Below are 13,300 nucleotides of genomic sequence, written 5' to 3'. Positions count from 1 at the left end.
CGTCCGCTGATGTCATGAGGTCAGCGCACCACCGAGACGGCCGGTTTCCGAAGTGCCGGTGATAGCGATGACGAGGATTTTCATGAACAAGCTGAATCGCCGCAGATTCCTCACCGTGGGATCCGGCGTCGCCGTCGGCACGGCGGCGGGCCTGTCCACCGCCCTCCCGGCGAGTGCCGAGGTGGCCGAGGCCGCCCAGGCGGTGGGCCCCAGCGTGACGGTCACCCCGAGCGACCCGCGCTACGCGGATCTGCGGTCCGGGATGAACCAGCGCTGGGTCGCGACCCCGGAGAAGATCGTCCTGCCGAGGACGACCGCCGACGTGGTGTCCGCCGTACAGTCCGCCGTGAGCGCCGGCAAGCGCATCACCGTTTCGGGCGGCAGCCACTGCTTCGAGGACTTCGTCTACAACGCGGAGACCAAGGTCGTCCTCAACATGTCGCTGATGAACGCGGTGACGTTCGACCAGTCGCGCCTCGCGTTCTGTGTCCAGGGCGGCGCCACGCTGATCGACGTGTACGAGGCGCTGCACGGCGGCTGGGGCGTGACCCTGCCGGGCGGGATATGCCACTCCGTCGGCATCGGCGGGCATGTCCTGGGCGGCGGCTTCGGGATGCTGTCGCGGCAGCACGGGCTGATCGTGGACCATCTGCACGCGGTCGAGGTCGTGGTCGTCGACGCGAACGGAATGGCCCGTGCCGTGGTCGCCACGCGCGACCCGGCCGACCCGAACCACGACCTGTTCTGGGCGCACACGGGCGGCGGGGGCGGCAGCTTCGGCGTCGTCACCCGGTTCTGGTTCCGTACGCCCGGAGCGACCGGTTCGGACCCGACGCGGCTGCTGCCGAAGGCGCCGTCGGAGATCTACATCAGCAGCATCTTCTGGCCGTGGTCGAAGGTGACGCAGGACGGGTTCTCGCGGCTCGTCACGTACTACGGCGAGTGGCTGGAGCGGAACAACAGCCCTGGCACGACGGGCGGTTCGCTGTTCTCGTGGATGCTGCTGAACCACCGTGTCGCCGGCAACCTCGGCCTCATCATCCAGATCGACGCCTCGCTGCCGGGCGCCGCGGACGTCCTGTCCGACTACCTCGCGGGCCTCAACGCGGCCGTCGGCGTCCCCACGACGCCCGTACGCCGTGACGGGGTCGTCGACTCCGAGTACTCGACGACGCGCAAGCTCCCGTGGCTGCGGGGCACCAAGTACATCGGCTCGGTCTCCCCCACGCAGCTCGATCCGACGATGCGCGGCATCCACAAGTCGTCGCACCTGCTCAGGCCGACGCCGCAGAACCACATCGACGCGATGTACAAGCACCTGAACAGCACCGATCCGGTCAGCCCGTACGCGGGGATCGTGTACGCGTCGGCCGGCGGGCGCATCAGCTCGGTGTCGTCCACGGCCACGGCGGTCGCCCAGCGCGCCGCGATCATGAAGACCAACTTCGAGAGCGTCTGGTACGAGCCGGGCGACGACGCGGTGAACGTGTCGTGGGTGCGGCGGGCGTTCGCCGACGTGTACGCCGACACCGGCGGCGTGCCCGTGCCCAACACCGTGACGGACGGCTGCTACATCAACTACCCCGACGGCGACCTGGGCGACCCGCAGTACAACGCCTCGGCCGTGCCGTGGCACGACCTGTACTGGAAGGGCAACTACGCCCGGCTCCAGCGGGTGAAGCGGGTCTGGGACCCGACGAACGTGTTCCGGCACCGCCAGTCGGTCCAGCTGTCCTAGGGGCTGTCCGGCGGATCTTTCCCCACCCCGCCCCTTCCCGAATCGGGGGGCTCCGCCCCCCGAGCCCCCCAGTTTCCTTCCCTTTCCCTTTCGCTGCTCACGAGGAGACACCTCTTATGCGCATCACCACCCTCGGCAAGAACGGCCCCGTCGTAGGCCGCGTCGGTCTCGGCACCATGGGCATGTCCTTCGGGTACGACCCGCACGGCTGGGACGACGACGCCTCCGTCAAGGTCATCCACCGCGCCCTGGAGCTGGGCGTCAACCTCATCGACACGGCCGACGTGTACGGCCCGTTCACCAACGAGGAGCTGGTCGGCCGCGCCCTCAAGGGCCGCCGCGACCAGGCCGTACTCGTCACCAAGGGCGGGCTCGTCGTCGACGAGAACGGCCTCGGCCTCAACGGCCGGCCCGAGCACCTGAAGGCCGCCGTCGACGCGAGCCTCGCCCGCCTCGGCACCGACCACGTCGACCTGTACTTCCTCCACCGCGTCGACCCGCAGGTCCCGCTGGAGGAGAGCTGGGGCGCCCTCGCCGAGCTGGTCGCGGCGGGCAAGCTGCGCGCGCTGGGCCTGTCGGCGGTCACGCTGGAGCAGGTCAAGGCCGCCGAGGCGGTGCACGAGGTGGCCGCCGTCGAGTCGGAGGCGTCGCTGTTCACGCGGGACGCGTTCGACGAGGTCCTGCCGTACACGGTCGAGAAGGGCATCGCGTTCCTGCCGTTCTCGCCGCTCGGCCGCGGCCTGCTGACCGGCTCGTTCACCAAGCCGGACGACCTGCCGAAGGACGACTGGCGGGCCACCCAGCCGCGCTTCACCGAGGAGGCGCTGGCGCACAACGCGGCCATCGTGGACGTCGTCCGGGGCGTCGCCGAGCGGCACGGCGCCACGCCGGCGCAGGTCGCGCTGGCCTGGCTGATCAGCAAGGGCGAATACGTCGTACCGATCCCCGGCACCAAGACCGCGCGCTACCTGGAGCAGAACGCGGGCGGCGCCGACCTGATCCTCACGCAGGCGGACGTGGCCGAACTGGACGCCCTGCCCGCCCCGATGGGCGCGGCGGAGGCGTAGGCCCGGCGCGGGGCCCAGGGGCTCGGGGCCCACAGCCGTGGAGCCCCGGCCCGGGCCCGGCACCGCAGGGCCCCCGGGCCGCAGCCCCGCACGCGTACGACGGGTCGCGGGCCCCCCGGGTCGCGGGCCCCCGGGTCGCAAGGCCCCACGCCGAAAGGCCACGGGCCCAGGCCCATCCCGCAGCGACCCCGGCCCACGCCCAACGCCCTGCCACCCCACAGGCACCGCCCCGACACCACAAGGGCCAACGGGCACACGCCCAACGGCCCCACGCCCAACCCCGCAGTCCCATGGGCACCGACCCCACACCACAACGCCCAACCCGCACACGCCTCGACGGGCCCACGCCCAACGCCCTGCAGTCCCATGGGCAGCGGCCCGGCACCGCGGGGGCCGACGGGCCCAGGGCCCGTGCCGTGGGGCCCGCGGCCGCAGGACGCCGCCACACCACAGTCGTGGACGTCCGCCGGGTGACCCTCCCGGTGCCGGTCGGTTCCTCCCCCGGCCGCCGGCCCGGGCCCGGTGGGCGTCCGCAAGACCTCGGCGGGTGATCCCCGCCGACACCGCCGCGTCCCCGCCACCCCATCCCGGGCGGCGGGGACGCGGCCGAACACCGCACCACTCCCCGTACGGTCACCGCCGCCCGTACGCCGACGCCAGTCCCAGACGTCCCGTCCCAGACAGGGAGAGCCACGCGATGACCGAGATCACCACCGCGCAGCCGCGCAGCCTCACCACCGCCCTCGACATCCCCCGCCCGCCGGACCTCAGCTGGTACGTGCAGGCGCGGCAGCCCGTCGGGTACGAGGTGAACCTGACCCGCGGTCTGCTCAACCCCGACAACCCGGCCCTGGCCCGCTCGGTCGGCGCCGACGGGTACACCTCCGTACGTACCCTCGTCGTCGTCGACAAGGTCGTCGACGGCCTGTACGGCAAGGCGCTGCGGGCGTACTTCGACGCCTGGCGGGTCGACGCCCGCTGGAAGGTCATGCCGGGCGACGAGGACACCAAGAACCTGGAGCAGGCCGTCGAGGTCACCGCGGCCATGACCGAGATGGGCATCCTGCGCCGTACCGAGAAGGTCGTCGTCGTGGGCGGCGGCGTGCTCATGGACGTGGTCGGCCTGGCCGCCAGCCTCTACCGGCGCGGCGCCCCCTACGTCCGCGTGCCCACCACGCTCGTCGGCCAGGTCGACGCGGGCGTCGGCGTGAAGACGGGCGTCAACCACGGCACGCACAAGAACCGCCTCGGCACCTACTTCGCGCCCGAGATCACGCTGATCGACCCCGAGTTCCTGCGCACGGTCGAGCCGCGGCACATCGCCAACGGCCTCGCCGAGATCATCAAGATGGCGCTGATCAAGGACGCCTCGCTGTTCCGGCTGCTGGAGGAGACCGTCGCCGGCATCGACGGGGACGCGCTCGCCGACTGCGGCCCGGCCATGGGCGAGGTCGTGTCGCGGGCCATCGCCGGCATGCTCGACGAGCTGGAGCCCAACCTGTGGGAGTGGGTGCTGGAGCGCTCCGTCGACTACGGGCACACCTTCAGCCCGTCGCTGGAGCTGCGCGCCGACCCGCCGCTGCTGCACGGCGAGGCCGTCGCCGTCGACATGGCGGTGTGCGTGGCGCTCGCCGTCGGCCGTGGCCTGCTGTCGCAGGCCGACGCGGAGCGGGCGCTCGGCCTGATGGTCGCGGCCCGACTGCCCATCGCCCACCCGGTGTTCACGCCGGAGCTGCTGGAGGTCGGGCTCGCCGACGCGGTCAAGCACCGCGACGGCCTGCAGCGGCTGCCGCTGACGAACGGCATCGGCGACTGCGTGTTCGTCAACGACGTCACGGGCGACGAGCTGCGGCGCGCCCTGGAGTTCGTCCACGCCTACGCGGGGACGCGCGACGGCGTTCGGGACGGGTCGTGAACGTCACCGTCTTCGACGTGGGAGGAACGCACCTGCGGCGGGCCGTCTGGTCCCCGCGGGGCGGCCTGGCCGACCTCGTCGACGAGCCCACGCCCAGCCACCTGCTCAACCCGGACGCGCCCGTCGCCGAACTGCGGGACCGGCTGATCGACGCCCTGTGCGCCGCCGTGCCGGCCGCCGCCCCCGGCGGGCCGCCCGCGGTCGCCGGGGTGTCCTTCGGGGCCGCGCTCAACCAGCGCAGCGGCATCGTCTACGGCTCCGCGCCGCTGTTCGGCGACGAGACGACGATCCTCGACCTGCCGGGTCTGCTGTACGAGCGGCGGCCCGACGTCGACTGGCACGTCGTGAACGACGTGACGGCGGCCCTGCTGCACTTCGCGTCGTCGCCGCGCTGCCAGGGGCACCGCAAGGTGCTGCTGATGACCATCAGCTCCGGCATCGCCTGCCGGACCATCGACCGCCGCCGTGACGTCATCGCCACGGACGGGGCCGGCCTCCAGGGCGAGGTCGGCCACCTCCCGGCGGCCGCGTCCCTGGCCGGCGAGCCGGTCGTCCTGCGCTGCGACTGCGGTACGGACGGCCATGTCGCCGCGTACGCCTCCGGCCCCGGCATCCGGCGCATGGCGGACGTCCTGCGGGAGCGGGACGGGGCCGGCTGGGACGCGTCCCCGCTGGGCAAGGCCATGGAGGCGGGCGAGCCCTTCGAGGCGGCGTTCGGGGCGGCGCTCGACGCGGGCGACCAGCTCGCCGGGGAACTCCTCGACGCGGTCACCGCCCCGGTCGCCGACGTGCTGCGCACGGCGCTCAGCCTGGACCCGGAGATCGACGAACTCGCCCTCACCGGCGGCGCGGCCGTCGCCCTGGGCCGGCACTACCGGGCCGCGGTCCTCGGGCACCTGCGTCGGCAGGGGCTGTACCTGACCGGGGAGCGGGCGCCGGAGTGGATCGAGGACCACATCGGGGTGTGCGGCCCCGGTGAGGCCAACGGGCTGATCGGCGCGGGCATCGCGGCGCTCGCCGCCGCCACCGGGCGGCGCATGGAGGAGCTGACGCACACCGGTCCGGCCGCCTCCGCCACGGCGACGCACCCGGCGATCGTCCGCGACGACCGCGGGCTGCACCTGCTGCCCCGGCCCACCGTCGAGCCGGGTCCGGGCGAGCTGTCCGTCGCCCCGCTGGTGTCCGGACTGTGCGGTACGGACCTCCAGATGCTGCGCGGCCTGCGCAGGGACGGGGCGCCCGTCCTCGGCCACGAGGGCGTGGCGCGGGTCGTCACGGCCGGGCCCGGGACCGATCCGCGCCTGGCGCCGGGCACGCTCGTCGTGGTCAACCCGACGCACCGGACGGACCCGTCGTTCCTGCTCGGGCACAACGTGGACGGGCTCCTCCAGGAGCGGGCCCTCATCCCGGCCACCGCCGTCCGCGACGGCCTCGTGGTCCCCCTGCCCGAGGCACCGGAGGCCGAACTGGCCGCGCTGGTCGAGCCGTTGGCGGTGGTCCGCTACGCGTCGCTCGCGCTGCGCACGATCCGGCCGAGGACGCTGCTGGTCTTCGGCGACGGCACGGTCGGCCACCTCGCCGTCCGTACGGCACGGCAGTGGCTCGGCGACGACGTGCGCACGGTCCACGTGCACCACACGGCGGAGGGCGTGGAGTGGAGCGCCGCGGCGCCGCACCGCGCCGACGTGGCCTTCCAGCACGGCCGGTTCACCCCCGCCGAGCTGGGCGCGGCGCTCGCCGACGGGCCGGTCGCGGTGCTGCTGGCGACGCCCTGCGTGGCGATGCTGGCGTGCCTGGAGACCGCCCTGGCGGCCACCGAGGGCCGGGAGGTCCTGGTGGACCTGCTGGGCGGGGTGCCGCGGCCGGCGACGATCCCGGCGCTGCCCGGGGTGGACCTGGGCGCGATACGGGCCGCCAACTGCGCGGGCGTGCCCGAGCCGCCGCGTATCGCGGACCTCACGACCGCCGACGGGCGGCCCATACGGGTCTTCGGTCACCGGGGGGTCGCCAACTGCCACCTGCTGGACGCGGCGGAGGAGCTGTGCCGGGAGCCGGGGCGGTACCGGGACCTCGTCACCCATGTGGTGACGCCCGGGGAGGCCGTGCGGATCATGGGCCGGCTCGCCGTCAGCCGGCGGCGCACTGTCGACGGGCGCCGGCTGATCAAGATGGCGGTGCGGTGGGATGCGGCGCGGGAGCTCGGGGGCGGGCGATGAGCGCGGGCCGCCGTGACGCTGTACCCGTCGGCCAGGCCCCCGCTCCGGCGGTGGGTGGTGCGCGAGGCCCTGGGCCGGGGGCCGTTCCTCGTGGTGCCCACCCTCCCCCGAGCTCTCGGCTTCGCTCGAGCGGGGGGGACCCCCATCGCCCTGCGGAACGACTGCCCACAACGAGGAACGGAGCGACCGCCCACAGCGGGAACGGCGGCAGCCGCCTCGGCACGCCCGCTGTCGGGCTGGCCGCCTGGCGGGTGGACCGGCATGGCGTGGACGTGCTGGAGCTGGCCCGGCGGCTCGGGGTCGAGGGCGTGCAGTTCGACCTCGGGGGGCCCGGGCGGGGGCCCCGGCTCGACGCGGCCGGCAGTGTCGACGCCCTGCGGGACGCCTCCGCGGCCACGGGCGTCGCGCTGCTCGGGGTCACCGCGAACACCCTCAACGACATCGGCCTGACCGCGCCCGAGGGCACCGCCGCCGCGGCGGAGGTCCGCCGGGTCCTCGCCCGACTCCTGGACGTGGCGCACGCCCTCGGTGTGCCCCTGGTGTTCGTGCCGAGCTTCCGGCGCAGCGCCATCGACGGGCCGGAGGGTCTGCGCCGTACCGCCCGGGTGCTGGCGTGGGCGGCCGCCGAGGCGGAGGCCCGCGGGCTGCTCGTCGCGAGCGAGAACGTCCTCGCGCCGGACGGCGCCGTGGAGCTGGCCGACCGGGTCGGCTCCCCCGCCTTCCGGCTGCTGCTGGACACGTACAACCCGAAGGCGGCCGGCCTGGCCGTCCCCGGCCTCGTCGAGGAGGCCACCCGGCGCGGCGTCCGGTTCGCGGACCAGGTCCACGTCAAGGACGGCGTCGCCGGCACCGACCGCACGCCGCTGCTCGGCGACGGCGACGGCGAGGTGGGGGCGGCCCTCGCCGCGGTCGCCCGCCACCTGCCGCCGCCGCGCGCGCTGGTGCTGGAGAACGACCACCGCGACGGCGACGAGGCCCGCCTCGCGCTGGACCTCGCCAGGACCCGCACCCACGCCGAACGGCTCGGGCGCGGGCGTACCCGCGACGACGTACCGAATCGGGGAGACCGATGAGCATCACCACGACCACCGAACTCACCGCGCACGTCCTGCTGTTCGACATGGACGGCACCCTCGTGGACTCCACGGAGGCGGTCGAGCGGACCTGGCGGCGGTTCGCCGTGCGCCACGGCCTCGACGCCGAGGTCATCCTCGCGAGCGCCCACGGCCGGCGCACGGCCGAGACGGTCGCCCGGCACGCCCCGCAGGGCGTGGACGTGGCCGCCGAGACGGAGTGGCTGGTCGCCCGGGACATCGCCGACACGCGCGGCACCGTCGCCGTGCCGGGCGCGGCGGAGCTGCTGGCCGCGCTGCCGCCCGGCCGCTGGGCCCTGGTCACCTCGGCGGGCCGTGAGCTGGCCGAGCGGCGGATGGCCGCGGCGGGGCTGCCGATGCCCGACGTCGTGGTCAGCGCCGACGACGTACGCCGTGGCAAGCCCGACCCGGAGGGCTACCTCGCGGCGGCCGCCCGCCTCGGCGTGCCGCCGACCGCCGCCGTCGTCTTCGAGGACGCCGAACTGGGCCTGGAGGCCGCGCACGCCGCCGGCGGCTCCGCCGTCGTCGTCGGCCCGCACGAGGGCCCGGCCGCGCTGGGCGTGCCCAGGATCGCGGACTTCCGCGACGTGACCGTGACCACGACCGCGGCGGGGCTGCGGCTCACCCTCCCGCCGTACCGGGCCCGCTGAGGCCCGCACTTCCCCTTCCCTTCCTCATTCCTCATTCCTCACCACCACCGACGCCTTCGCCGCCTTCGAACGGAGAACCCCATGCCCGCATCCGCGTCCGCCCACCCCGACGTCGTCGTCCACGGCCGCGTCGCCCCCGGATTCGAGCGCGTACGCGAGGAGTTCGCGCGGAACTTCACCGAGCGCGACGACAACGGCTCCGCGCTCGCCGTCACCCTCGACGGGGAACTCGTCGTCGACCTGTGGGGCGGCCTCGCCGACTCCACCACCGGCCGCCCCTGGGACCGCGACACGCTCCAGCTGATCTTCTCCGGCAGCAAGGGGATCATGGTCACCGCGCTGCTGCTCCTCGTGGACCGCGGCGTCGTCGAACTCGACGCGCCCGTGGCCCGCTACTGGCCCGAGTTCGCCGCCGCCGGCAAGGAGCACATCACCGTCCGCGAGGTCGTCACCTTCACCGCCCGGATGCCCGCCGTCGCCGCGCCCCTCGCCCAGAGGGACCTGAGCGACGCCGAGGGCATGGCCAAGCTCCTCGCCGACCAGGCGCCCGAGAGCGACCCGCGCGCCGAGGGCATCCTGTACGGCCCGTACGCGGCCGGCTGGATCGTCGCCGAGGTCGTGCGGCGCGCCGACGGGCGGCGGCTCGACCGGTTCTTCGCGGAGGAGGTCGCCCGCCCCCACGGCCTGGACATCCACTTCGGCATCCCCGAGGAGCTGAACGGCCGGATGGCCCGCACCGAGTACGGGCCGGGCTTCCGCGACCAGTTCACCGGCTACTTCACCAGCGAGGACCCGCTGACCCAGCGGATCTGGCAGAACCCGATCCCGTTCCCCGAGGACGAGGAGACGTGGAACCGCCCCGACCGCCGGCACTCGCTCATCCCCGCCGCCAACGTCATCGGCTCGGCCCGCGCCTTCGCCACCTTCTACGGCCTGCTGGCCGCCGACGCCGTGCGCCCCGACGGCGAGGAGCCCGCGATCCTGTCGCGCCGCCTCCTCGACGAGGCCCGCGCCCCCCACGTCAGCAAGACGGACCAGCTGATCGACGTGCCGATGGTGTACGGCGGTGGCGGCTACCGGCTGCGGACCAACCCGCGCCCCGGCCCGGACGGCAACTCCTTCGGCCACGACGGCGCCGGCGGCTCCGCCAACCAGGCCTGGCCGCGGGTCGGCGTCGGCATCTCGTACGTCATGAACCGGCTCATCGCCCTCGGCCCGGACGACAAGCGGGCCTCGTCGCTGGTCAAGGCGGTCGCCGCGGCGATCACGGACCTGGGGATCGGAGAGAAGGTATGACCACCACCGCCGCCGTCGACCCGGCCACCGGCACGGACTTCGTCCAGCTGCTCACCCCCGAGGGCGAACGCGTCCACCACCCCGTCCACGACATCGACCCGAGCCCCGAGGAGCTGCGCGGCCTGTACCGCGACATGGTCCTCGCCCGCCGTGTGGACGGCGAGGGCGTCACGCTCCAGCGCCAGGGCGAACTGGGCCTGTGGCCCTCCCTGCTGGGCCAGGAGGCCGCGCAGGTGGGTGCCGCCCGCGCCCTGCGGGACGACGACCACGTCTTCCCCAGCTACCGGGAGCACGGCGTGGCCCTGTGCCGCGGCGTGGACCCGCTGGACCTGCTGGCGCTGTTCCGTGGCGTGACCAACGGCAGCTGGGACCCCGAGGAGCGGCGGTTCCACCTCTACACGCTGGTCATCGGCTCGCAGACGCTGCACGCCACCGGCTATGCGATGGGCCTCGCCAAGGACGGCGCCGAGACGGCGGTCCTGGCCTGTTTCGGCGACGGCGCCACCAGCCAGGGCGACGTGAGCGAGGCGTTCAACTTCGCGGCCGTGTACGACGCGCCGGTCGTCTTCCTCTGCCAGAACAACCAGTTCGCGATCTCCGAGTCGAACGAGCGGCAGACCCGCGTCCCCCTCCACCAGCGGGCCCGCGGCTTCGGCTTCCCGGGTGTGCGCGTCGACGGCAACGACGTGCTGGCCTGCCTGGCCGTGACCCGCTGGGCGCTGGAGCGCGCCCGGCGCGGCGAGGGCCCGGCGCTGATCGAGGCGTTCACGTACCGCATGGGCGCCCACACGACGTCCGACGACCCGACCCGCTACCGGGACGCGGCGGAGGTGGCCGCGTGGGAGGCCCGCGACCCGATCCTGCGGCTGCGCACGCACCTGGAGCGGCAGGGCCTGGCGGACGAGGCGTTCTTCGCGGACGTGGAGGCGGAGGGCGAGGCGCTGGCGCGGAGCGTGCGGGCGGGGGTGCGGGCCATGCCCGACCCCGGGTTCCCGTCGCTGTTCGACCACGTGTACGCGGACGGGCACGCGCTCGTCGACGAGGAGCGGGCCCTGTTCGCCGCGTACCAGGAGCAGTTCGCGGAGGAGGTGGCACGGCCATGACGGTGACCCGCATGACGCTCGGCAAGGCCCTGAACGAGTCGCTGCGGCACGCGCTCGACAGCGACCCGAAGGTCCTCGTCATGGGCGAGGACGTGGGCCGGCTCGGCGGGGTGTTCCGCATCACGGACGGCCTGCAGAAGGACTTCGGCGAGCACCGCGTGATGGATTCGCCGCTCGCCGAGTCCGGCATCGTCGGCACCGCGATCGGCCTGGCCCTGCGGGGCTACCGGCCGGTCGTGGAGATCCAGTTCGACGGCTTCGTCTTCCCCGCGTACGACCAGATCGTCACGCAGCTCGCCAAGATGCACGCGCGGTCGCTGGGCCGGGTCAGGCTGCCGGTGGTGATCCGGATCCCGTACGGCGGCGGCATCGGCGCGGTCGAGCACCACAGCGAGTCGCCCGAGGCGCTGTTCGCGCACGTGGCGGGGTTGAAGGTGGTGTCGCCGTCGACCCCGTCGGACGCGTACTGGATGCTCCGGCAGGCCATCCGGAGCGACGACCCGGTGATCTTCTTCGAGCCGAAGCGGCGGTACTACGAGAAGGGCGACGTGGACACCGGCGCGGATCCCGGCGGCCTCCACGCCGCCCGCGTGGTCCGCGAGGGCACCGACCTGACGCTCGTCGGCTACGGGCCGACGGTCAGGACGTGTCTCGACGCGGCGGCGGTGGCCGCCGAGGAGGGCAGGTCGGTGGAGGTCCTGGACCTGCGGTCGGTGTCACCGCTGGACTTCGACGCGATCCAGGCCTCGGTGACGAAGACGGGCCGGCTGGTCGTGGTGCACGAGGCCCCGGTCTTCTTCGGCTCGGGTGCGGAGATCGCCGCGCGGATCACCGAGCGGTGCTTCTACCACCTGGAGGCCCCGGTCCTGCGGGTCGGCGGCTACCACTCGCCGTATCCGCCGTCCCGCCTGGAGGAGGAGTACCTGCCGGGCCTCGACCGGGTGCTCGACGCCGTCGACCGCTCACTGGCGCACTGAGGAGGAGCCGTGATCCACGAGTTCAAGATGCCGGACGTCGGTGAAGGGCTCACCGACGCCGAGATCCTGGCCTGGCACGTCCGGCCGGGCGACAAGGTCACCGACGGCCAGATCGTCTGCGAGGTCGAGACCGCGAAGGCGGCCGTCGAACTGCCGATCCCGTACGACGGGGTGGTGCACGAGCTGCGGTACCCGGCGGGGGCGACGGTCGACGTGGGCCAACCGATCATCTCCGTACGGGTGGAGGCCGAGGCCGCACCCGAGCCCGGGGCGCGGCAGCCCGTCCTCGTCGGCTACGGCGTGACGGAGACTTCCACGAAGCGGCGCCCGCGCAAGCAGCCGGCCTCCACGGCCCCGGCCCCGGCGCCCGAGGCGCGCCCGCCGGCCAAGCCGCCCGTGCGGAAGCTGGCCAAGGACCTGGGCGTCGACCTGGCCGCCGTCACGCCGACGGGGGCGGAGGGCGTGGTGACGCGCGACGACGTACGACGGGCGGCTGCGCCGCCGGAGCCGGTGGTGCCGGTGGTGCCCGCAGACGCGAGGGAGACCCGCATCGCCGTCAAGGGCGTACGGAAGGCGACCGCGCAGGCGATGGTGGGGTCCGCCTTCACGGCGCCCCACGTCACGGAGTTCGTCACGGTCGACGTGACGCGCACGATGAAGCTGGTCGAGGAGCTGCGGGCCGACGAGGACATGGCCGGCCTGCGGGTCAACCCGCTGCTCCTGATCGCCAAGGCGCTGCTGGTGGCGATCCGCCGCAACCCCGGGATCAACGCGTCCTGGGACGAGCCCGCCCAGGAGATCGTGCTCAAGCACTACGTGAACCTGGGCATCGCCGCGGCGACCCCGCGCGGCCTGATCGTCCCGAACATCAAGGACGCCCACGCCAAGACCCTGCCGGAACTGGCGGTGGCGCTGGCCGACCTGGTGACCACGGCGAGGGAGGGCAGGACCCCGCCCACGGCCATGCAGGGCGGCACGATCACGATCACCAACGTCGGCGTCTTCGGCGTCGACACCGGTACGCCGATCCTCAACCCGGGCGAGTCCGCGATCCTCGCGGTCGGGGCCATCAAGCTCCAGCCCTGGATCGTCAAGGGCAAGGTGCGACCGCGTCAGGTCACCACCCTCGCCCTGTCCTTCGACCACCGGCTCGTCGACGGCGAGCTGGGCTCCAAGGTCCTGGCCGATGTCGCCGCGGTCCTGGAGAACCCCAAGAAGCTCTTCGTGCTCGGCTGACCCGGATG

The 13,300-nt window shown here is 73.9% G+C and carries 10 protein-coding genes; all 10 read left to right on the top strand.

What is annotated here, in order from left to right:
• The first annotated feature begins 82 nt into the window (after nt 1-82).
• The 10 genes from ABEB09_RS18540 (at nt 83) to ABEB09_RS18495 (ending at nt 13,292) form a co-directional block, all read left to right on the top strand.
• Nucleotides 83-1,738 carry an FAD-binding oxidoreductase gene (locus ABEB09_RS18540; RefSeq protein ID WP_345691033.1) on the top strand — a complete coding sequence of 552 codons (1,656 nt, stop codon included), beginning with the start codon at nt 83-85 and terminating at the stop codon, nt 1,736-1,738.
• Between the two features lie 116 nt (nt 1,739-1,854).
• Entirely contained in the window at nt 1,855-2,805 is a 951-nt protein-coding gene (locus tag ABEB09_RS18535; protein ID WP_345691032.1) for an aldo/keto reductase, read from the top strand.
• A gap of 697 nt (nt 2,806-3,502) precedes the next feature.
• Entirely contained in the window at nt 3,503-4,720 is a 1,218-nt protein-coding gene (locus ABEB09_RS18530; RefSeq protein WP_345691031.1) for a sedoheptulose 7-phosphate cyclase, read from the top strand.
• Entirely contained in the window at nt 4,717-6,936 is a 2,220-nt protein-coding gene (locus tag ABEB09_RS18525; protein ID WP_345691030.1) for an ROK family protein, read from the top strand. Before ABEB09_RS18530 ends, ABEB09_RS18525 begins: the two co-directional genes overlap by 4 nt.
• A 266-nt stretch (nt 6,937-7,202) precedes the next feature.
• On the top strand, nt 7,203-8,009 hold the full coding sequence (locus ABEB09_RS18520) for a sugar phosphate isomerase/epimerase family protein (protein WP_345691029.1): 807 nt from the start codon (nt 7,203-7,205) through the stop codon (nt 8,007-8,009).
• Nucleotides 8,006-8,680 carry an HAD-IA family hydrolase gene (locus ABEB09_RS18515; protein ID WP_345691028.1) on the top strand — a complete coding sequence of 225 codons (675 nt, stop codon included), beginning with the start codon at nt 8,006-8,008 and terminating at the stop codon, nt 8,678-8,680. The genes ABEB09_RS18520 and ABEB09_RS18515 overlap by 4 nt, the downstream gene beginning before the upstream one ends.
• An 81-nt stretch (nt 8,681-8,761) precedes the next feature.
• Entirely contained in the window at nt 8,762-9,976 is a 1,215-nt protein-coding gene (locus ABEB09_RS18510) for a serine hydrolase domain-containing protein (protein WP_345691027.1), read from the top strand.
• Nucleotides 9,973-11,079: a pyruvate dehydrogenase (acetyl-transferring) E1 component subunit alpha gene (gene pdhA, locus ABEB09_RS18505; protein WP_345691026.1), complete on the top strand. Its 1,107-nt coding sequence runs from the start codon at nt 9,973-9,975 to the stop codon at nt 11,077-11,079. The genes ABEB09_RS18510 and pdhA overlap by 4 nt, the downstream gene beginning before the upstream one ends.
• Nucleotides 11,076-12,056, top strand: coding sequence for an alpha-ketoacid dehydrogenase subunit beta (locus tag ABEB09_RS18500; RefSeq protein WP_345691025.1), 981 nt, complete (start codon nt 11,076-11,078; stop codon nt 12,054-12,056). The genes pdhA and ABEB09_RS18500 overlap by 4 nt, the downstream gene beginning before the upstream one ends.
• A gap of 27 nt (nt 12,057-12,083) precedes the next feature.
• On the top strand, nt 12,084-13,292 hold the full coding sequence (locus tag ABEB09_RS18495) for a dihydrolipoamide acetyltransferase family protein (RefSeq protein WP_345693982.1): 1,209 nt from the start codon (nt 12,084-12,086) through the stop codon (nt 13,290-13,292).
• Nucleotides 13,293-13,300: the final 8 nt, after the last annotated feature.

Source organism: Streptomyces coeruleoprunus, assembly GCF_039542925.1.
Taxonomy (GTDB): Bacteria; Actinomycetota; Actinomycetes; order Streptomycetales; family Streptomycetaceae; genus Streptomyces; species Streptomyces coeruleoprunus.
Note: the sequence above shows the minus strand (reverse complement) of the source record. Positions and strands in the feature narration are given on the sequence as shown.

Excerpts from the sequence above, each read along its gene's own strand:
- ABEB09_RS18500 (WP_345691025.1), top strand. The coding sequence starts at position 11,076 with ATGACGGTGACCCGCATGACGCTCGGCAAGGCCCTGAACGAGTCGCTG.
- ABEB09_RS18530 (WP_345691031.1), top strand. The coding sequence starts at position 3,503 with ATGACCGAGATCACCACCGCGCAGCCGCGCAGCCTCACCACCGCCCTC.
- ABEB09_RS18510 (WP_345691027.1), top strand. The coding sequence starts at position 8,762 with ATGCCCGCATCCGCGTCCGCCCACCCCGACGTCGTCGTCCACGGCCGC.
- ABEB09_RS18495 (WP_345693982.1), top strand. The coding sequence starts at position 12,084 with ATGCCGGACGTCGGTGAAGGGCTCACCGACGCCGAGATCCTGGCCTGG.
- ABEB09_RS18540 (WP_345691033.1), top strand. The coding sequence starts at position 83 with ATGAACAAGCTGAATCGCCGCAGATTCCTCACCGTGGGATCCGGCGTC.
- ABEB09_RS18515 (WP_345691028.1), top strand. The coding sequence starts at position 8,006 with ATGAGCATCACCACGACCACCGAACTCACCGCGCACGTCCTGCTGTTC.
- pdhA (WP_345691026.1), top strand. The coding sequence starts at position 9,973 with ATGACCACCACCGCCGCCGTCGACCCGGCCACCGGCACGGACTTCGTC.
- ABEB09_RS18535 (WP_345691032.1), top strand. The coding sequence starts at position 1,855 with ATGCGCATCACCACCCTCGGCAAGAACGGCCCCGTCGTAGGCCGCGTC.